Below are 19644 nucleotides of genomic sequence, written 5' to 3'. Positions count from 1 at the left end.
CATGAAAGGAATGATTAAGCCGCGGTTGTCTGCTGCACGTATCTGGAATATGAGCATGGGCTTTTTCGGTATTCAGTTCGGGTTTGCATTGCAGAACGGCAATGCGTCCCGTATCCTTCAAACCTATGGAGCAGAAGTAGAGCATCTGTCATTGTTCTGGCTGGCGGCGCCACTTACAGGTATGATCGTACAGCCCATTATCGGGCATTACAGTGACCGTACCTGGAACAGGCTGGGCAGACGCCGTCCTTATTTCCTGGTGGGCGCAATCGCTACGGCACTGGCGTTGATCCTGCTGCCCAATTCCTCACTATTGGCTTATTTGCTACCGCCTGTATTGATAGGGGCGGGTATGCTGACATTGATGGACGCATCTATCAATGTGGCGATGGAACCTTTCCGTGCATTGGTGGCAGATAATCTTCCAGACGAACAACGTAGTCAGGGGTTCTCTGCACAAACGTTCTTAATAGGCGCAGGGGCTGTTTTAGGCTCGTCGCTGCCGTATCTGCTGGCAGAGTATGGCGGAGTATCAAAGACTGCTGCTCCGGGTGTTGTGCCGGATAATGTGATCTATTCCTTTTATGTAGGCGCACTGGTGCTGCTCGCAACAATCCTCTGGTCCATATTTACTTCCAGGGAATATTCTCCTGAAGAATTCGCGCAATTCAATCCGGAGCATACGGCAGAAACACATACAGGAGGCATCAGGACTATCCTGAAAGATTTCTCTAACATGCCGTCTGCCATGAAGCAACTGGGCGTAGTACAATTCTGTTCCTGGTTTGCATTGTTCTCTATGTGGGTATTCACGACGCCGGCAGTAGCCCAGCATATTTATAAAGTACCGCCGGGCGATACGTCCTCCGCGCTCTTTGCAGATGCGGGTAATAAAGTGGGATTCCTTTTCAGTATCTACAGTGCGGTATCCGCCATTTATGCATTAATACTGCCTTATATAGCGCGTAAAACATCGCGCAGGGCGGCACATGCTATCTCATTAACAGCCGGAGGTCTATCGCTGATCTCTTTTTATTTTATACAAAATCCAGACCTGCTTATATGGCCCATGATAGGGATCGGTATGGCATGGGGGAGTATCCTGTCCACACCATACGCGATCCTGTCTGGCGTCATACCATCCCATAAAACAGGCGTCTATATGGGAATATTCAATTTCTTCATCACCTTCCCGCAAATAGTGAACGGCATCTTCGGAGGCCTGATCGTAAAACATCTGTTTCACAATGAAGCGATCTTCGCTCTTGTAATGGGCGGCATATTCATGATCATAGCAGCGGTAGCGGTGCTATATGTGAAAGACAGGGAGAGAAAAGCAGCAGAGAAACTGATGCCGACATACGGTGTTGCATAGTGATCCACATCAGGATTTCTTTTTCTTCTTTGCGATGTTAGGATTTTTCTCCAGGAACTTTTCCAGGTTGCTTAAGCAAATAAAAAACAGATTGCCCAACCCGGTACAACCAGGTCGGGCAATCTGCTTATATAATGCTGCCGGGCCTTAACACAAGTGCGGCAGTATTACATGGATAAGCTGATTTACGGTAACGGTGCAGCAGCTGTAGTTGTATAAAGTACAGGCCATACATTTGGTGAAGGTACGCTCACACCTTTGTTGGCGCCCATTACCTTGGCATCCTGACCGAAGTAGTACATTGGCCAGCCTTTGTAGGTAATTTGTTTCTTACCTAACACCGTAATAATCGCAAAGTCAGTTTTAGCAAAACCGGTAGGAACATTCTTCACATCTGCGATCTCGTAAATAGGCCAGATAGCATTGTGTGTTTCATCGTTGTTAGTGAATGTATTTGTACCAGCTTTATCGTTTGCGAATTTGTAAAGGGTATGACCGCGGTCATCAACAAGGTATTTTGAAAGGCCGGTTCCTGTTACGATTTTGCCAGTATTATCAAGCACATACTTCTGACCGTCATTGCCAGTTAACTGGAAGTTAGCAACCATTACGCTGTAGTCAGGTTTAGCTACGAACCAGGTGCTAAGAACGTTATCACCGTTAGTATCGCCAGCTTTCTCATCATCTGCATAGTAATACAAAGGCCATCCTTTATATACAGTTTGTTTACTGCCGTCGGCACGGGTAACAGTGGTAAAGTCAGCCTTGTTCAGTGTGCTGTCTATTGTCAGATTATTAGGATCTACATAGAATGTAGGCCATATAGCTGAACAACCGCCTGAACACGTAGGAGTACCTTGTGCATCGTTAGAAAAGAAGTACAGTGACCTGCCTGTACTATCTGTTAATATAGCGCCAAACTTACTATTGTTAGCTAATTTGATTGTTGTTTGTGCTCCCGGAGGATTTGTCGGCGGGTACTGAGGGCCATTGTTATCATCATCGTCGGAACATGAAGTCATCACTGTGGCAAGCAATAGCATTGCCAGTGCAGATCTTTTTAATAAATGCATGGTGTTAATTTTTAAATAAGCAAATTGTGAGCACTTGTGTCATCTCCTTAATACGAGAGGTAAATTCGAAAGGTTGCCTGGAGGTTATAAAAATCTTTTTCCTTTTTTTATTACGCGTTGCCCAATTGACTAACGTCTTCATTCTTATGAAGAAGCTAAGAAGTTGCTTCCGTCGATCCCTGTGTGCGCTGTAACTACAGCTGGATCAACGTTTACGCAACTATTGACAAAACAAAAGGAAGATGAGTGTTCTGATATCGCATTGATGATAGAGGATGATCTTAAGTATTCTGACATAGGATGTTATGCTGGTTAAGCCCATACTTCCAATTTAAATAGTTTGGTCACTAACAATAAGGGATGCTATACCATCTTATGTTATGCCATGCTTTTGAATAGTGAGACTCAAATTTTACGGATACCCTAGTCCGTTATACGAGGTTATACGAGGTTATACGAGGTTATACGAGGTTATACGAGGTTATACGAGGTTATACGAGTGAATATGTCTATGTAAATACGTAAAACGGGATTGAGTAATGTAGCACAGATATCTGCGCATCCCAATAAGAATAGTTACCAAAACTAACCGTTATGAGAACAATGATAATGCTGTCCTGCAATTATTTTGGAGACCGGCCGCAGCGAGCATTTGGATGGAAATCACTGGCCTCAGTTATTTGAAGTATGCCGAAGCGACATACCGGGAGTTTAACAGAGCTACTAAAGCCTAACCGCCAAAAAAAGCTAAATGCATAGGAACTTCAAAGAACTGCAGCCTGTGATTCCATCCAAACTGCGAGCTAGAAGGTCAACGCTAGAATAACCGTAAGCCCAAAAAAAAGGCAGTACGCAATCTGCATACTGCCCAAAACAAGACCGATAACTTATTACTTATACGCTTTATCAAGGAAGAGATACCGCTCGCGGTTATTCTCTTTCTGAAGCGAAGGCTTTACATCAATATTCATATACCTGGAACCTGTAACAGCATCTGCCTCCCATTTAGCCATAGCAACCCCATTCGGATTACCTGTCTTAACAAAGTTAGCGAAGTAGTTCAGCATAGTAGCCGACACCATGTAATCTTCTTTCGTCCAGGCATACACTTTATTATGCCGGAGGTTCCCCATAGCATACTCGATCTCCGCCGCATGCGGAGCGCCTTTAAATACTTCCGCCGGTTTAGCCGCCGGTTGCGGAGAACTGGCCTTGATCACACCACCTGCGAGGCCAGGTTTAGCATTCCCCATCTTAGGTGCCATCGGCGGACGGCTGCGTGAAAAGATATAACGGTATACCGGTTGCTGACTCGTAGCGGTATGAAGCGCGGCCCATTTCCAGGTGCTGTATACAATGAACCGGTCGCTGGCCAGGTCAGTGGCAGAAGAGATCACTTCTTCTGTTGTATTGCCGGGGTATAACCGGAGTACTTCCGTAGCATCTGCAGGATATAATTCCCTGATCTTTTTTTCATAGTTCTCCGGTGTAGGATCATCTTTCCAGAGTAATGCACGGTAAGGTACTTCTGCCGAATTCCAGCCTACCAGGAGCGGTACATGTGCCTGTTCTCCTGCGGCAAAGATCTCCACCGGTTTTTTAGGCAGCACATAACCATCCACATTGGTCGAGAAATGCGGCATATCCGGCCCGGAAGCTCTTCTTAACAGCTCTTCCGCGGGAATGGCACGTAACGCCTCAAGAGAAGTGGCGCCAATGGCATTGGCAAAGGCTACACCGTTCTTTTCAGCGTCTTCCTTACTGGCAGGTGGCATGGTCGGGAAGATCATAGCGCCGCTTTCACCGATAGCGCCGTTAATCATGTCTTTGGATAGGGGAGAGGCCATCAGGGCGGATACGGAAATAGAACCGGCTGATTCTCCTGCAATAGTTACCCTGTCAGGATCTCCGCCAAAGGCGGCAATATTCTTTTTAACCCAGGCCAGGGCGGCTTGCTGGTCCAGCAGGGTATAATTGCCCGAAGTATGATAAGGTGCTTCTTTCGACAGATCAGGATGGGCCAGCAATCCGAATATGCCTAGCCTGTAATTCACGGTCAGCGCCACAATACCCTTCCTGGCCATACTTTCACCATCATAACGGGCTTCTGAACCGTCTCCTGCCACCATCCCGCCGCCATAGAAATAGACCAGTACCGGCCGCTTCTGTTTAGAAGGCTGTGCAGGCGCCCAGATATTCAGGTATAAGCAGTCTTCACTCATGCCATTGGAACGGAAACCCATATCTCCGAAGATATTCCCCTGCATTGCCCTCGGACCGAAATGATCGGCTTTCAGGATGGTATCCCAGGCATTTACAGGCTGCGGGGCCTTCCAGCGAAGCGGACCTACAGGCGGCTGCGCATAGGGGATGCCCTTGTACATGTTGATACCGGCAGGATTAGTCCTGGTGCCCTGAATACGGCCGTTTTCGGTCTTGACAACTTGGAGAGATACACCGTTCCGGGATTGGGACATACCCGGTAGCCAGCCCAGCTGGCCCAACAGGAGGAGCGATAAACAATATAATTTCATAACATGTATATTAATGTGGAGATGGCACTGAAGTTACTACATCGGAAATTAGCAAACAATTGGCTTGGAAATATTAATTATAACTTATACCTTATCGGCTTGTATGTAAACAAAATCTATTCATGCTAGTAAATAGACGAACCGCGTTAAAACAGGTCTTAGTAGTATCCGCAGGTTTGGCTTTGTTGCCTTCCTGTTTGCGGAAACCGTCTCCCGCCTCCATCTCACTGAAGAATATAGCCGTAGATGCTGAAGGGGAGAGTATGCTGGCAGCGCTGGCAGATACATTGATCCCAACCACCGCTACACCGGGGGCAAAGGATCTGAATACGCATTTATTTACCCTTACAATGGTAGATGATTGCCTGAGAAAAGAGGACCAGGAGAAATTCATGGCAGGCATGAAAGCATTTTCAGACCTGTGTGAGAAAAAGAACGGGCACTCTTTTGTAAAAAGCAGTCCGGCTGAAAGAGAATCTCTACTGAAAGAACTGGAAGCTGCTGATGCCGGCAAGGATGCCGCTGCCTCATTTTACCGCAGCGCAAAACATTTCATCATTACAGGATATACCAATTCCGAATATTATCTCACTAAGGTACAGGTATACGAGCTGGTACCTGCACGTTACCACGGAAGCGTACCTGTTAAACCGATCCCTAAAAGGACAGCTTAATTTTATATATCAGTATGGCGAATATTAATACAGGCGCTCAGGACCGCACATTCGATGCGATTGTAATTGGGTCAGGTATCAGTGGAGGATGGGCTGCAAAGGAGTTCACGGAGAAAGGATTAAAAACACTGGTACTGGAAAGGGGCCGCGACGTAAAACATCTCAAAGATTATCCGACAACAAATAAGATGCCCTGGGAATTCCCTCACAGAGGACAGGTCCCACAGGCAATACAGGACGAAGCACCTGTTGTAAGCCGTTGTTATGCCTTTAAAGAAGATGCTATGCACTTCTTTGTAAAGGATAAGGAACATCCTTACGAACAGGACAAACCTTTCGACTGGATCCGCGGATACCAGGTAGGCGGTAAATCACTCCTCTGGGCAAGACAAACACAACGCTGGAGCGACTTCGATTTTGAAGGCCCTGCCAGGGACGGTTTCGCTGTAGACTGGCCTATCCGTTATGCGGATATCGCTCCGTGGTACAGCTACGTAGAGAAATTCGTAGGGATCTCCGGTAATAAAGACGGCATCGCTAACCTGCCGGATGGCGAGTTCCTGCCACCACTGGAAATGACCGCCGTAGAGAACTACTTCAAAGGTTTTGTATCAAAAAATTATAATGACCGCCACGTCATATATGGCCGTTGTGCGCATCTTACTGAGCCGCAGCCTATCCACCTTCAGCAAGGTAGGGTGAAGTGTCAGAAAAGAACGCTCTGTCAACGTGGATGTCCGTTTGGTGGTTACTTCAGCAGTAACTCGTCTACACTGCCCTGGGCGGAAAAGACGGGTAACCTGACCCTGCATCCGCACGCAGTTGTTCACTCTGTTATTTACGATGACCAGAAAGGAAAAGCAACCGGTGTACGTGTAGTGGACGCGCTGACCAAAGAAACGACCGAGTACTATGCAAAGGTCATTTTTGTGAATGCTGCCGCCGTTAATACAAACCTGATCCTGCTGAACTCTACTTCCAACCGTTTCCCGAATGGTTTAGGAAATGACAGCGGCGTACTGGGTAAATATTTTGCGTTCCATAACTATCGCGGTCGTATCTCCGCCGACTATGACGGTCTGCTGGACTTTACCACAGAAGGCCGTAGTCCTACGAGTGCCTACATCCCGAGGTTCCGCAACGTTGTGAAACAGGAAACAGATTTCCTTCGTGGTTATGCAGCAGGTTTCAGTACCGGCAGACGTACCTGGAACAGTCATGATGGTTTTGGTCAGCAGCTGAAAGATCAGCTGTTCAACCAGGAAATGGGTAACTGGTATGTAGGCTCTCATATGATGGGAGAAACCATCCCTAAAGAAGAAAGTCAGATAACGCTCGATAAAACGAAGAAAGACGAATGGGACATGCCTGTACTTCACGTGAATCTCGGTTACGATGATAATGACGAGAAGATGTTGAAAGACTTCTTCGAACAGATGACTGAAATGTATACCAAAGCAGGCTTCACCAATATCAGAACGGAAGACTCAAAACAGGCGCCTGGATTGGATATCCATGAAATGGGCGGTGTGCGTATGGGTAAAGACCCTAAAACGTCCATGCTGAATAAATGGAACCAGATGCATGCGGTGAGTAACGTATTTGTAACAGATGGCGCCAGCATGACTTCAACTTCAACACAGAACCCGTCATTGACCTATATGGCGTTAACTGCCAGGGCGGTAGACTATGCGGTGTCTCAGCTGAAGAAAGGCGAAATATAAGAACATTAATAGTAAAAGGCGTCTCATACCACATGAAGTATGAGACGCTTTTTTTTGCTCTTAGAATTGGTCACAATAGGGTAATACATGCTGTTTTGTTTTTAAGGCAGCAATAATAATATACTACGCATTCCTGATCTCCAGTAGGGTGCCCTTTCCTCCGCTTTTACGCACTTCATATTCCAGTACGATCTCATCTCCCGGATTGCATTTGCTCTTATAACTCTTTGCACCGGTAACCTCTGTCAGCCAGCCGCTTCCAAGCCTTAAATAATGGTAGTGACGATCGTTATCACTTGACGGGATACGCTGGTTTAATTTCTCAGTAATGATCGTTTTGATGATGAACTTATATCCGTCTGCCTGCACATTTTTACCCGCCGTACGATATAGATGACGGATGCAGAATAGGGCGGGTATTACAAAGAGTACTAACGTTACAAGAAACGTATTGAAGTTAAACTTTGAAACGACATTAAAAAGAATAAAGCAGAATGCTGCTCCATATATGAAACAGCCCGCACTATTCCTTCCGCTTTTTAACAGCTTCTTTTTGTCTTCTACATCCATTGGCTGTTGGGATTCTGTATAATATTGCTGATCATAGTGGATGCCAATTACAACATTAATACCGGGCTCCAGTTGTGTTACTGAGAGCGTAACGTGAACATTCGTCATTGTTGCAAATTGCTCAGTTATTGGTACATAGCTGAAGTGAGGTTTGGGATGACCTGTATTCGGTGCTGCAATCCAGGCGTCAACAGTGAATCCATTGAAATGGTAGCGTACGTATTCTTGTTTGATCACTTCCGTATGACTAAGCACTCCGGAGTAAACCTGTTTCATCTGCCCATGTGAAGGATGTTCCTCTTCGGTTTTGTTTTTGAAGTATTTTTTAATGGCGGCGCGTACTGCAAGAGAACCGATTATCAGAAAGCCCGCTATCGCAAATCTGGCAAAGAGCGCTACCTGGTCCCATACAAATATGAGCAGTATCGTGCCGATCAGGGCTATTATAGCGCCTACTATAAAGGCCATGATCACTGAAGATTTACTATCGCCCTGAAATTTTTTAAGAAAAGCAAGTTCCTCTTGCGTTAAGGGTTGGGTGGTTTGCATATAGGTATATTGCGGGACTTTGTTCCCGGGAAATCTCATAGGTTGCTTTGACGGATACGAAGATATCATTTATTCCCCAGCGGCAAATGATTATATTTAACTACTCAATAATATGCCTGTGAAAAGTTATTATTTCTTCCTTTTTTTCTGTTTCTCCTATTTGAAGGTAAGCGCCCAGAAAATGAAGTATGTATACCGGGATGCCCACGACACCACACATAACTTCTACGTAAAGCTGATCCCCTCAGTTCCTGTAAAGGGAATATTGGTATTAAACAACCAGGAGCTCTCTGCTACCGGCAATGAATACGCTATGGAGAAGGGCATTCTGGTAGCCTGTATTACTCCGGGGTATTCAGACCGCTTCAACCAAAATATGGTCGGGAAGGTCGTATTACGTTGTATCGATACACTGATCCATGAAATAGTAACTGCACATAAGGTGCCTGCAGATAAAATTATTATAGGTGGAATGTCAGACGGAGGTACAGGCGCTATACGTTATGCCCAGTATTGCGCTGCGGGAAAATCGGTTTACCACATTAAAACAACCGGTGTCTTTGCTGCAGATCCGCCGCTCGATTATGAACGCATGTGGTATGATGCTGCTCATTCTATTGAACGAAAAGATAATGTTGGCGCCGTAATAGAAGCGCTGGCTTTGAACGACATGTTTTTTCGTGAGATAAAAGATATTCCGGGGCGAAACCAGTCCGCATATCAGCAACTATCGCCTTATTCCTATACCGCCGCCAAAGGTGGCAATGCAGGCCTGTTGAACAACATGCATGTAAGGCTGTATACTGAGCCAGACATTAATTGGTGGATTGAGAACAGACAGAAAGATTACTACGGTATGAATGCCCTGGATGCTGCCGGAATGATCAACCAGCTAAAGGTGAACGGTAATACTAATGCAGAACTTATCACTACAGAAAATAAGGGATACGATGGTGAAGACAGGCTTCCGAATGCATGGAGTATCGTTGATCAGAAGGAACTGATAGACTGGTGTTTGCTGGTATTCAATTCAAAACAGCCATAAAATACTGCTCCCTATCAGGATGCCGGCCATGCCTGTAAATACCTGCGGGTGCCATCCTGCAAATGGAACAGGGAAGAAGTGGTCCCTGATATGCTTCGCAGCAAACAATGATAAGGGTATCAGCCCCGCACATAATAAGGAAATATGAAGTAATCGAGCACTTGTGACCGACAGGCCGATCCCTGTACCTAAAGCAACATACGCCGCAAGGCAGAAAGGACACTTGGGAACAATAGCCAGGAGAAAGGCCGGTAGTAAGGGTTTAATGGAACGGCCCGCCCGTCTGAAAAAACTATCCGGTTTAATCATAGAAACCGGAACAGCTGTTTCAACCGGAGCTGCTGTTGATGAAGGAGTATTGCAGGCGGCGATCCTTGCGGCACGCCCCCTGCAACAATTGAATGTACTCATGATATCCGTTAATTGTGGCTGCAGCAACTGTGTTCCGGAGCCTGGGTTTGATATTTATCATGGTGTTTTACCCAATCCATAGTACTTTCTTCATTACGTCCCTTCGGCGTCATTTCCAGGAAATTGTATGTGTTGAGCAGAATGTCTGCTCCTCTGGCGTAAGTGGAATAGGTATGAAAGATGTCTCCATTCTCATCTTTGTAAAATACACTGTAACCAGGCAGTTCTTCCTCCGATACAGGAATTGTTTCATAATTGTAGATCATCTCATTTTTAGCAATTTCCTCTTCCGTAGCAGATACATGGAAATCATAATTGAAATCGCTTTTGTTGGAAGATACCCATTTGAAACCCCAGCCCATCCGTTTCTGGAAAGGTTCAATATCACTCATGGTACCCCTTGAAACAGCTACGTACGATACATCATGGTTCATCAGGTGAGGTAATGTGCCATCCACATGGTCGGCCAGGAAGGAACAGCCCGGACAACCCTCTTTCCAGCCAGGCCCCAACATGAAATGTTGCACGATCAGCTGACTGCGGCCGTCAAAAAGGTCTGACAGGGAGTATTCACGATCTGGTCCCTGGAATACGTAGTTCTTTTCAACCTTTACCCAGGGGAGCTGCATACGCTGTTTGGTCAGTTCGTCTTTCAGGTGGGTGAGCTCCTTTTCCTTCAGCATCAGTTGCTTGCGGGCTTCTATCCATTCTTTTTGAGACACTACGGTATGATCAGCAGTAGCGGTTTGATCAGCGATATGTTCTTTCATGTCTTTGAGGTTTAGTGTACTACAAATGTCCAATTATGCGTACAATAAACCGCTGGGCATTATTGCCAATTTAGGGGGGGAATTGAGACAAATGGATGTCTGAATAGCCCTATACCAATTCAAAGGCTTTGGCAGGATATTCCTCACCATTGATGATGATCGATAACTGGTGCTTGCCGGTGTAAAATACACGGGTAGTAATAAGCCGGAAGGATTGTTTCCGGAGGATCTCTGCCCGCTCGCCAGGGGCATATATCTTCTCGCTGATCTTAAATACTTTTTTGGATAAGGTCCCGTTCTGCTTCAGGTAGTGCACCCCATATTCCAGCCTGATAGTCTGCGGCTGCGCATCTTTATTCCTGATAACAAATGAGAACTCCAGGCTGTCGCCCGTCTTTACTTTGGGCGTCAGTATCCTGAAGTCGCTGAAGGCCACATGGGTGCTATCCAGTCCATAATGTTGCAGGATGTCTTTATCACCTTGTTTCAGCAAAGTGCGGGAACCATGTTTGATGATCGCATCGGTTTCTTTACTGATCCCTTTCCATTTTGCTGCAATGGCTTTAACAACAGCCGGATTGTCTTTGGCAATGTCGTTCAGGCTGTTCGCCACACTGCGTCTTACCGATTCGGAAGGGTCCTGTTTCAGATTTTCCAGGATGGGAAGTATGGGAGAGGGGTCTTTTTTCAGAAAAGGGATGGCCATAGCCCACGGAAGACGGGGCCGGCTGCCTTCACTGGCAAGCCGCCTTACTTTTTCACTTTTATGTAAAGACCAGGCCAGCATCTGGTGCAACATCCTGTCGCCATATTTCAGGATAAAGGGACGTATGGCAAATTCGCAGGTAATGAACTGTGTTACGAACTCCAGCGCCTTTACCGACGTTTCATAGTGTTCCAGTCCATAAGTAGCCAGGTAGTCTGGAAAGAAGATGAACTCCAGCGCTTCCCCGTATCCGGCCTTTCTGAGGGCGTTAATGGTCTTTTCGATCAGTGGAATGGCCTGCTCATAATCGGCAGGCAGAAATGCGTGTAATACCTCTGTAGTATGCTTCATCCGCTCCTTCAGTTCTTTGTCTTCAAACCCTTCCTGGTAAATCTTTTTGATAAACTTTTGTTTATTGAAGGCCGGTACTGTCTGGGTAAGCACATCGGACAAACTATTGTAAAAGGCCGGGGAGTAAATGTCTTTCAGCAAACTGCTCATAGTAAGGTATTTTACAGGAGTTGCAAAAGTAAGGATTGTCGCGGTTAAGGTTGTATAGAGATTAATTTATCCGTATCCCCCGGTAATAGCGTAACTTTGCATTTTGTTTTGTCAGAAAAGGGGTAATTATGAAAATAAGTAATCAGGATATCATTCGTCTTGCAGAGATCAAATCCTATTTCCTTGACCCGCCTTACACCTTTAGGATAAACAGCTATGCAATGCCTCAGGTAGATGAAGCCATTAACATCGTGAAAAAATATACTTTTATATCACCTGTGTTGCTAAGCCAGATGGAAGACACCAGGCAATTGTTGGAGGGATCGGAAAGTGATGTCAACGCAACCCGCGTACATATGCGATCTTTCGCCATCCTGCTGAACCGTATTAACCGGTAAGCAGAGAGCGCGTATAATTATAGAAACCACGTAACGTATGAATGGAAAACTCTTGTTCATTGCCAGTGCAATGGCATGTGGTATTGCCTGTAAACAACAGCAGCCACCCCAAATCAAAGAACGTTCTCCCCGGCAGGAATTCCCCGGTTTATTTGAAGCCGTACAATCTGCCCACGTATTCCCGGACAGCAAAACATTTGCGGACTGTTCTCCAAAGGACGCGCCCGAAAAGGTGCTCCGCTATTATGCAAAAGAGCAGGGCGATGAAGGATTTAGTCTGGTATCGTTTGTACAGAAGTATTTTAACGTGCCTGCCGGTACTACACTGCAATATCATACTGATACGATGCAGGACGTTATCGCGCACATTGAATCGCTGTGGACTGTCCTTAAACGGGAGCCTGACAGCACCAGTACATGGGGCTCCCTTATCAGTTTGCCGGGCGCTTATGTTGTACCGGGGGGGCGTTTCCGTGAGGTATATTACTGGGACAGCTATTTCACGATGTTGGGACTGAAAGAAAGCGGCCGTACCGACCTTGTAGAAAGCATGATAAAGAACTTCGCCTTCCTGATCCGTACCTATGGATTTATCCCTAACGGCAACCGCACCTATTACCTCACACGTTCGCAACCGCCTTATTTCGCCCTGATGCTTCAGTTGCTGATCTCCGCTAAAGAAGATCGTAAGCAGGAGCTGCTGACCACCTACCTTGATGCCCTGGAAAAGGAATACCATTTCTGGATGAAGAAAACTGCGGATGGTAAGACCGGTGAACACCTGGTCATCCTGCCCGATGGCGCCACCCTCAATCGTTATTACGACAGGGGGAACTGGCCCAGGGAAGAGGCATGGACGGAAGATATCAATACCGCTAAAACATCCGGCCGTCAGCCGGTCGAGCAGGTTTACCAGGAACTGCGTACCTGCGCTGAATCAGGCTGGGACTTCAGCGCCCGCTGGCTGGCCGATGAGAAGACACTGGGCTCTATCCACATTACAGACATCGTCCCTGTAGATCTCAACTGCCTGTTATATAACCTGGAAATGACATTGAGCGACGCCTATCGTATGAAAGGCAATACCCCAAAAGTACTGCAATATGAAGCTGCCGCGGCCCTTCGCAGAGATGCCATTCAACGCTATTGCTGGGATGCGAAGACAGGCTTTTTCCGGGACTATGACTTTAAAAAAGGTGCCCGCACGCCTGTATTGAGCCTGGGAGGTACATACCCCTTATTTTTTGGAATGGCACGCAAAGGACAGGCTGATAGTGTGGCGAGAGTATTAAAACAACAGTTCCTCTATCCCGGCGGACTGGTTTCCACGCCTATCGAAACCGGGGAGCAATGGGATGCGCCTAATGGTTGGGCGCCGCTTCACTGGATGGCCATATCAGGCTTACTGACCTATGATAATGATTCCCTTGCGTCGGACATTGCCGGGCGCTGGGCACATCAGAATATCCGCGTATTTAAACAAACCGGCAAACTGCTGGAGAAGTATAACGTGAAAGACACCTCGCTGCCGGGTGGAGGAGGCGAATATCCTAACCAGGACGGGTTCGGATGGACGAATGGCGTCCTGTTGAAAATATTGCACATGCAACAGGAAGGCATATTGAATAATGCAAAAAATATTGATACCTTATAACATGCTTAAACCATCACAACGCCTTTTATCGATAGATGCCTTCCGCGCCCTTACCATGCTGACCATGATCTTTGTTAATGACGTCAGCGGTGTGAAAAATATCCCTGCCTGGATCGGGCACGTACAGGCCCAGGAAGACGGCCTGGGTTTTGCCGACACGGTCTTTCCGGCCTTCCTCTTTATAGTCGGCCTGTCCATCCCTTTTGCCATCGGAAAACGTATCAGCCAACAGAAGTCTTTCCTCAGTACCGCCATGCACATCCTGGTCCGCTCACTGGCCCTGATCGTCATGGGCTTTTTTCACGTCAACCTGGAAAATTACAGTCAGGCGGCAATACTGCCTTACCCGCTATGGGAGTTGCTGATCACTATCGGCTTTTTCCTGGTATGGCTGGACTATCCTGCCGATATGGACAAACGGAAACGTTACGGACTGACAGGTGCAGGTATTCTCCTCCTGGCCGCTATGGCCGCTTTGTACAAAGGTGGTCCGGCAGATGCGCCTCACTGGATGGAACCTTCCTGGTGGGGGATCCTGGGTATTATTGGCTGGGCGTACCTGGTATGTGCTATGCTGTACTTAATAGTGAAAGGCAATTTTGGGGCTATAACGGCCATTTTAGGCCTTTTTCTGCTGATTAACATTTTGACCCACGCCGGCTTATTACACTTCAGTATTCCGGTTATAAATGACGCCTCTTCCGCCTCCCTCATCATGGCAGGTGCGGTTGTCTCATCATTGTACACGTTACTGGATAAAAAAAGGAAACTGGGGTCCCTCTGGGTCATATTTATTGGTCTGGGAGTGCTGGCGATAGTCGCCGCTTTTATATTACGACCTCATACTGCCGGTATCTCAAAGATCAGGGCTACACCGGCATGGGTGCTGATCTGTACGGGCATCAGCATATTGGTATTTACAGCTATGATCTGGCTGGTAGATGTGAAGGGAAAGATGAACTGGTTTAAGCTGATCCGTCCGGCAGGCACCAGTACGTTGACCTGTTACCTGATCCCCTACCTGCTGTACTCCTTAATGATGCTGGCAGGGGTGAAATATCCCGCTGCGCTCAGTGAGGGCGCAGGAGGGTTACTCCGCTCAATTGCTATCTCCTTCCTGGTAATCCTGCTGGTAGGTTGGATGGAGAAGAAAAGGATCAGACTGAAGATTTAGCCATTGCCGGCATTTCGACCGGTTTAGACGTCTCAGACTGCTTTGGCAGCGGTTTGATGATCATGCGCAGTGCCTGATCTCTTGTAAAGTAAGCCACGGTCCAGTTGTACATGGTTTTCAGCTTGTTGCGGTAGTTGATAAGCGCCATGACATGGATGAACAGCCACATTGCCCAGGCCATAAACCCGTTTACATGCAGGTTTGGCTTGGGGATGTCGGCTACAGCATTATTACGGCCGATGATTGCCATACTGCCCTTATCTACATAACTGAACGGTTTCAGCGGTTTATTGTCTGCCATGGCAGAGAAGTTCTTCGCCAGGTGTTTACCCTGTTGCAGGGCTACCTGTGCCAGCTGGGGATGTCCGTTCGGGAAGTTTTTGTCTGTCGTCTGGATACAGGTATCGCCGATGGCATAAATGTCATCTACTCCGATCACCCTGTTATAGGCATCCGTCATCATCCTACGGCCGGCCCCGGTGCTGGCCACCGGGATACCCTCCATGATCTGCGCAGTAACCCCTGCGGCCCAGATCAATGTTTTGGTCTGAATAGTGTCGCCATTGTTCAGAATTACCTGGTCATCCACAAAATCCTTCACCCTCGTTTTCAGCTTGATCTTCACGCCCAGCTTACGTAAGGCGTTGTAAGTATGCCGTTGCGATTTCTTGCTCATCGGTTCAAGCAGGGACTCGCCTCCGTTTACCAGGTAGATCTCGCCACCGTGTCCATGCAGTTCGGGATAATCCTTTCTGACTACAAACTGGCGCAGCTCGGCCAGCATTCCGGATACTTCAACCCCCGTCGGACCACCACCTGCTATTACAATAGTGGTCAGCTTCTTCCGCTCAACGGGGTCTTCCGTAATACAGGCAATTTCCAGCCTTTTTAAGAGGGTATTCCGCATCTCCAGCGCATCATTCACATTCTTCATCGGAATGGCATTGCGCTTTATGTTTTCGTTGCCGAAATAGTTTGTTTCAGTACCTGTGGCAAAGACAAGGTAATCATACTGTAATTCGCCATTGTGCAGGTAAACGGTATGTGTTGCCGCATCAACCCGCTGGAATTCGCCCATATGAAAGCGGAGGTTTGGCCTGTCCCTGAATAATTTGCGGAATGGATAACAGATGCTGGAGGTTTCCAGAAATCCCGTTGCCAGCTGATAAATGAGTGGCGGGAAGAAATTATAGTTGTTCTTGTCTACCAGTGTGATGTGATAACGCTTGTCGTGCTGTAGCCGCTGGGCCAGATTAATGCCTGCAAATCCACCGCCAATGATCACTACCTTAATTGCTTGTGCTTTTGTTTCTGAGCTTTCCATTGTAAACTTATTTCCTGGTGTTGTAAATCTGGTATGTAAAGATAGTCAATCCGCATTACAAGAAAGTTAATCTGGATTAATCTATGAACTATTGATATAGCGTTCAATTAAAGAGATTTTCTATTTTTGCCGCACATGAATGGCGTTAACTTTTTATTAGCTTTTATACCAGATCCTGAAGGGTTATTTAGTACACTGAGAAATAACGTCTTATGGGATGAAAGAATACATGCCCGTAAAACGGCCAGTTTCGGGGATTCATCGGAAAAGGTCGATTTCCAGCTACCAGCCGGTTCCCTGATCTATATGACACAGGATGTACAGGAGGAATGGCTGCATGCTATTCCTGCGTCAGAAACAGACAACGGAAGAATGAGCCTGACCTTTCGCGCTATCAAACAAATAACTAATCAGATAACACGTTTATGAAAAAACTATTTTGTCTTTTTACATTGTCATTGATCGTTTGCATTACAGCTGTCCGCGCCCAGAGATACCAGGAAGATGTCAGTACCATCCTGAAGTGGGACAAAATGTATGCGCCTCCGGCGAATCCTATCCTGTTTACCGGAAGCTCTTCTATCCGTAAATGGGATGATCTTGAACGCACGTTCAGCAGTTATGTAGTGATGAACAGGGGAGTAGGAGGGACTGTAACGAATGATATCATCTACTACGCAGATAAGATCATCTTCCCATATCACCCGCGCCAGATCGTGCTCTACGTTGGTGAGAACGACCTGGTAGAGAAAGGCGTAACTGCAGATACTGTCTTTAACAGGTTCAAGAACCTCTACAAAACCATCAGGAATAAGCTGCCTGATATCTCAATTGTATACATTTCAATAAAACCGAGCCCAAGCAGGATCCAGTTCTTATCAACAGCCAGGCAGGCCAATAGCATGATCAAAGACTTCATTGCAAAGCAGCGGAAGATCGCCTATGTAGATATATTTAATCTCATGCTTGACAGGAACGGTAACCCGAGAAAAGAACTGTTTGTGGAAGATATGCTGCACATGAATCCAGATGGATATGCCATCTGGCAGAAAGCTGTCAGGCCACATCTGATCCAGAAGTAACGACCTTCACATAAAAGACTATACGTAAGTCAGAACGCTGTAACAAAATGTTGCAGCGTTCTGTTTTTATAACTGACGAACTTCGTTCATATTAACGCTGGCGTCAATTTATAGAAAAGCGCATATATGCCGTTTTGCAGCAGGGGCACATCTTTTGTATTATCTATCTTATAAACCTGCTGTTATGAACAAGCTTTTTCCATCGCTTCTATTGTTGTGCTACTCGCTTCCGTTTTACGCACAGCAGCCAGAATTACCCCCGCCGCATGCAACGAAATCTTACACTAACTACAGCAAAGTAAAAGGCTGGGATGACGGAACGAAGCCCATTGCTCCCGATGGCTTTATGGTAAACCTTTACGCTGATGGGTTTCAGAATCCCCGCTGGCTATACGAACTGCCTAACGGCGACCTGTTAGTTGCGGAATCCAATTCCCACTATGGCTTCTTTAAAAAGATAGGCGCTGCCCTTATCGGCGCTACGAAGTCTAACAATGTGAAAAAAAGCGCAAACCGTATCACCCTGCTAAGAGATGCGGACCATGACGGTACCCCCGAAACCAGGACAATATTCCTGAAGGGCTTGAATCAACCTCTTGGAATGCTGCTGGTGGGGAACTATTTATATGTGGCTAATACAGACGGTTTACTTCGTTTCCCATACACGGAAGGGGCTACGACTATCAATGCAACAGGGGAGAAAATAGTCGCTCTTAACGCAGGTAAAGTAAACCGGCACTGGACGCGTAATATCATCGCCAATAAGGACAATACTAAATTCTATGTAGCTGTAGGCTGTGGTGATGATCATGGCGAAAAAGGCATGGAGCATGAAGTATTAAAAGCTAATATCCTCGAAATGAACCCCGACGGCAGCGGTTTGCGTGTTTATGCATCCGGATTGAGGAACCCCGTAGGCATGGGCTGGGCGCCAGGGACCAATACCCTCTGGACAGTGGTGAACGAACGTGATGAGCTGGGGAATGATCTTGTACCGGATTATCTGACAAGCGTTAAAGAAGGCGCTTTCTACGGATGGCCTTACAGTTATTATGGACAGCATAAAGACCCCAGAGTACCCATTGCACCGGACGGACTGGTAGAAAAAGCAATAGTGCCTGATTATGCGCTGAAAGCACATACCGCATCCTTAGGATTGGCCTTTTACACAAAGAACAGTTTCCCGGATAAATATAAGAATGGGGCGTTTATTACCCAGCATGGATCATGGAACCGCAAACCTCTCTCAGGTTATAAAGTAATATTTGTTCCTTTCAAGGATGGTAAACCTGCCGGTGAGCAGGAAGATTTTCTGACCGGTTTCGTTAAGGACAGTGTATCCGGAGAAGTACGCGGAAGACCGGTAGGTATCATTGTATCAAATACAGGCGCCATGTTCATTACCGACGACAAAACAAATCGCGTCTGGAGGATCAGCTACGGTGCATCAAAATCTGAACCGGTGGCTAAACAAACTGTAATCAACAAAACACAATAGGACTCCGTCAGGAGTACCCTGTTTGTAGCGCGGGGTGTCAACCCCGGGGAATCGGACGTAATAATCATCCCGCCGTAAACCGGGATGATGGCGTTTGTATTTATTCCCAAACCACCAATCAATTGCAATGCCCCAAAGCCCAATAAATAATAATAAATAACACGATGGTCCCGAGGCATCCGCCTCCAAATTTTTTAGCACCCCAAAAGGCAATAATGGCTCTGAAGAATTTGTTCATGGTTGATAATTTAACAGAAATAAAACAATAATCAGGCCCGATCAGAATCCTTCATACAACTGCAATCGCTCCCGTAATGCCGTGATCTCCGATTGCATGTACTTGATTTTGTCCAGCAGATGTTTTATCACTTCAATACCTGCTGTATTGACGCCCATCTCACAATACCAGCGGGTGTACAGCTCGAGGTCCTGCAACTGTTCTTCCGGAATAAAGCTGTCGCCTTCTACAACGGTAATGGCTATAAGTCCTTCGTCGGCCAGTGAGTTTACAAAGTCAGCCTCGATCTCATGTATGGTGCAATATTGTGTGATGGTTATCATTGCTGTTTGCATAACGGATAG

Annotated in this window: 18 protein-coding genes; 10 read left to right on the top strand and 8 right to left on the bottom strand. The window is 46.6% G+C overall.

All coding sequences use genetic code 11. The features are described 5' to 3' along the window. Window position 1: 1 nt before the first annotated feature. Complete coding sequence (locus C7475_RS06295; protein ID WP_110052340.1) at window positions 2-1375, top strand: MFS transporter; 1374 nt, start codon at window positions 2-4, stop codon at window positions 1373-1375. Window positions 1376-1560: 185 nt separating this feature from the next. On the opposite strand, the gene C7475_RS06290 is transcribed toward C7475_RS06295, so the two are convergent. Beyond that, on the bottom strand, window positions 1561-2448 hold the full coding sequence (locus C7475_RS06290; protein ID WP_110052338.1) for a hypothetical protein: 888 nt from the start codon (window positions 2446-2448) through the stop codon (window positions 1561-1563). An 890-nt stretch (window positions 2449-3338) separates the two neighbouring features. Continuing rightward, window positions 3339-4982, bottom strand: coding sequence for a carboxylesterase/lipase family protein (locus C7475_RS06285; protein WP_110052336.1), 1644 nt, complete (start codon window positions 4980-4982; stop codon window positions 3339-3341). Between the two features lie 122 nt (window positions 4983-5104). On the opposite strand from C7475_RS06285, the gene C7475_RS06280 reads away from it, so the two are divergent. Beyond that, a complete protein-coding gene (locus C7475_RS06280; RefSeq protein WP_110052333.1) occupies window positions 5105-5656 on the top strand; it encodes a gluconate 2-dehydrogenase subunit 3 family protein in 552 nt (183 codons plus the stop codon). Window positions 5657-5670: 14 nt separating this feature from the next. Then, a complete protein-coding gene (locus C7475_RS06275; RefSeq protein WP_110052331.1) occupies window positions 5671-7380 on the top strand; it encodes a GMC oxidoreductase in 1710 nt (569 codons plus the stop codon). 123 nt (window positions 7381-7503) lie between these two features. Here the strand turns inward: C7475_RS06275 and C7475_RS06270 are convergent, their stop codons facing one another. After that, window positions 7504-8418 (bottom strand): hypothetical protein, encoded by a 915-nt coding sequence (locus tag C7475_RS06270; protein ID WP_146217490.1) that lies wholly within the window; start codon window positions 8416-8418, stop codon window positions 7504-7506. Window positions 8419-8611: 193 nt separating this feature from the next. Between C7475_RS06270 and C7475_RS06265 the strand changes: the two genes are divergently transcribed. Further along, complete coding sequence (locus tag C7475_RS06265; RefSeq protein ID WP_110052325.1) at window positions 8612-9544, top strand: hypothetical protein; 933 nt, start codon at window positions 8612-8614, stop codon at window positions 9542-9544. Here C7475_RS06265 and C7475_RS06260 read toward each other — a convergent pair. The 3 genes from C7475_RS06260 to C7475_RS06250 form a co-directional block, all read right to left on the bottom strand. After that, entirely contained in the window at window positions 9530-9955 is a 426-nt protein-coding gene (locus tag C7475_RS06260; protein WP_110052322.1) for a hypothetical protein, read from the bottom strand. The two genes, C7475_RS06265 and C7475_RS06260, sit on opposite strands and share 15 nt — an antisense overlap. An 8-nt stretch (window positions 9956-9963) precedes the next feature. Next, a complete protein-coding gene (locus C7475_RS06255; RefSeq protein WP_110052320.1) occupies window positions 9964-10725 on the bottom strand; it encodes a thioredoxin family protein in 762 nt (253 codons plus the stop codon). Between the two features lie 109 nt (window positions 10726-10834). Then, the gene (locus tag C7475_RS06250) at window positions 10835-11932 is read right to left on the bottom strand and encodes a DNA alkylation repair protein (protein ID WP_110052317.1); all 1098 of its coding nucleotides are present in this window, start codon (window positions 11930-11932) and stop codon (window positions 10835-10837) included. A gap of 128 nt (window positions 11933-12060) precedes the next feature. Between C7475_RS06250 and C7475_RS06245 the strand changes: the two genes are divergently transcribed. From C7475_RS06245 to C7475_RS06235, 3 genes are read left to right on the top strand one after another with little or no spacing between them, the layout of a single operon-like run. Then, window positions 12061-12330 (top strand): hypothetical protein, encoded by a 270-nt coding sequence (locus C7475_RS06245; RefSeq protein ID WP_110052315.1) that lies wholly within the window; start codon window positions 12061-12063, stop codon window positions 12328-12330. Window positions 12331-12367: 37 nt separating this feature from the next. Continuing rightward, window positions 12368-13984 carry an alpha,alpha-trehalase TreF gene (gene treF / locus C7475_RS06240; protein ID WP_110052313.1) on the top strand — a complete coding sequence of 539 codons (1617 nt, stop codon included), beginning with the start codon at window positions 12368-12370 and terminating at the stop codon, window positions 13982-13984. A gap of 1 nt (window position 13985) precedes the next feature. Beyond that, window positions 13986-15158, top strand: a complete 1173-nt coding sequence (locus C7475_RS06235; protein WP_110052834.1) for a DUF5009 domain-containing protein — start codon at window positions 13986-13988, stop codon at window positions 15156-15158. On the opposite strand, the gene C7475_RS06230 is transcribed toward C7475_RS06235, so the two are convergent. Next, on the bottom strand, window positions 15142-16482 hold the full coding sequence (locus C7475_RS06230; protein ID WP_199236175.1) for an NAD(P)/FAD-dependent oxidoreductase: 1341 nt from the start codon (window positions 16480-16482) through the stop codon (window positions 15142-15144). The two genes, C7475_RS06235 and C7475_RS06230, sit on opposite strands and share 17 nt — an antisense overlap. A gap of 135 nt (window positions 16483-16617) precedes the next feature. Between C7475_RS06230 and C7475_RS06225 the strand changes: the two genes are divergently transcribed. The 3 genes from C7475_RS06225 to C7475_RS06215 all read left to right on the top strand — a co-directional run bounded on the left by C7475_RS06225 (window position 16618) and on the right by C7475_RS06215 (window position 19062). Next, window positions 16618-16911: a hypothetical protein gene (locus C7475_RS06225; protein ID WP_110052310.1), complete on the top strand. Its 294-nt coding sequence runs from the start codon at window positions 16618-16620 to the stop codon at window positions 16909-16911. Continuing rightward, a complete protein-coding gene (locus C7475_RS06220; RefSeq protein WP_110052308.1) occupies window positions 16908-17564 on the top strand; it encodes a GDSL-type esterase/lipase family protein in 657 nt (218 codons plus the stop codon). Before C7475_RS06225 ends, C7475_RS06220 begins: the two co-directional genes overlap by 4 nt. A gap of 184 nt (window positions 17565-17748) precedes the next feature. Beyond that, a complete protein-coding gene (locus C7475_RS06215; RefSeq protein WP_110052306.1) occupies window positions 17749-19062 on the top strand; it encodes a sorbosone dehydrogenase family protein in 1314 nt (437 codons plus the stop codon). 279 nt (window positions 19063-19341) lie between these two features. Here C7475_RS06215 and C7475_RS06210 read toward each other — a convergent pair whose 3' ends face one another. Further along, the gene (locus C7475_RS06210; RefSeq protein WP_110052304.1) at window positions 19342-19635 is read right to left on the bottom strand and encodes a chaperone modulator CbpM; all 294 of its coding nucleotides are present in this window, start codon (window positions 19633-19635) and stop codon (window positions 19342-19344) included. Window positions 19636-19644 lie beyond the last annotated feature (9 nt).

The organism is Chitinophaga sp. S165, from assembly GCF_003182155.1.
Classification (GTDB): Bacteria; Bacteroidota; Bacteroidia; order Chitinophagales; family Chitinophagaceae; genus Chitinophaga.
The sequence above is the reverse complement of the archived record's forward strand: the minus strand, read 5'-3'. Positions and strand labels throughout refer to the sequence as shown.

Coding starts and splice junctions, on each gene's coding strand:
- C7475_RS06290 (WP_110052338.1), bottom strand. CDS start 2,448: ATGCATTTATTAAAAAGATCTGCACTGGCAATGCTATTGCTTGCCACA.
- C7475_RS06285 (WP_110052336.1), bottom strand. CDS start 4,982: ATGAAATTATATTGTTTATCGCTCCTCCTGTTGGGCCAGCTGGGCTGG.
- C7475_RS06210 (WP_110052304.1), bottom strand. CDS start 19,635: ATGCAAACAGCAATGATAACCATCACACAATATTGCACCATACATGAG.
- C7475_RS06250 (WP_110052317.1), bottom strand. CDS start 11,932: ATGAGCAGTTTGCTGAAAGACATTTACTCCCCGGCCTTTTACAATAGT.
- C7475_RS06265 (WP_110052325.1), top strand. CDS start 8,612: ATGCCTGTGAAAAGTTATTATTTCTTCCTTTTTTTCTGTTTCTCCTAT.
- treF (WP_110052313.1), top strand. CDS start 12,368: ATGAATGGAAAACTCTTGTTCATTGCCAGTGCAATGGCATGTGGTATT.
- C7475_RS06260 (WP_110052322.1), bottom strand. CDS start 9,955: ATGAGTACATTCAATTGTTGCAGGGGGCGTGCCGCAAGGATCGCCGCC.
- C7475_RS06220 (WP_110052308.1), top strand. CDS start 16,908: ATGAAAAAACTATTTTGTCTTTTTACATTGTCATTGATCGTTTGCATT.
- C7475_RS06245 (WP_110052315.1), top strand. CDS start 12,061: ATGAAAATAAGTAATCAGGATATCATTCGTCTTGCAGAGATCAAATCC.
- C7475_RS06255 (WP_110052320.1), bottom strand. CDS start 10,725: ATGAAAGAACATATCGCTGATCAAACCGCTACTGCTGATCATACCGTA.
- C7475_RS06295 (WP_110052340.1), top strand. CDS start 2: ATGAAAGGAATGATTAAGCCGCGGTTGTCTGCTGCACGTATCTGGAAT.
- C7475_RS06230 (WP_199236175.1), bottom strand. CDS start 16,482: ATGGAAAGCTCAGAAACAAAAGCACAAGCAATTAAGGTAGTGATCATT.
- C7475_RS06225 (WP_110052310.1), top strand. CDS start 16,618: ATGAATGGCGTTAACTTTTTATTAGCTTTTATACCAGATCCTGAAGGG.
- C7475_RS06215 (WP_110052306.1), top strand. CDS start 17,749: ATGAACAAGCTTTTTCCATCGCTTCTATTGTTGTGCTACTCGCTTCCG.
- C7475_RS06235 (WP_110052834.1), top strand. CDS start 13,986: ATGCTTAAACCATCACAACGCCTTTTATCGATAGATGCCTTCCGCGCC.
- C7475_RS06280 (WP_110052333.1), top strand. CDS start 5,105: ATGCTAGTAAATAGACGAACCGCGTTAAAACAGGTCTTAGTAGTATCC.
- C7475_RS06270 (WP_146217490.1), bottom strand. CDS start 8,418: ATGGCCTTTATAGTAGGCGCTATAATAGCCCTGATCGGCACGATACTG.
- C7475_RS06275 (WP_110052331.1), top strand. CDS start 5,671: ATGGCGAATATTAATACAGGCGCTCAGGACCGCACATTCGATGCGATT.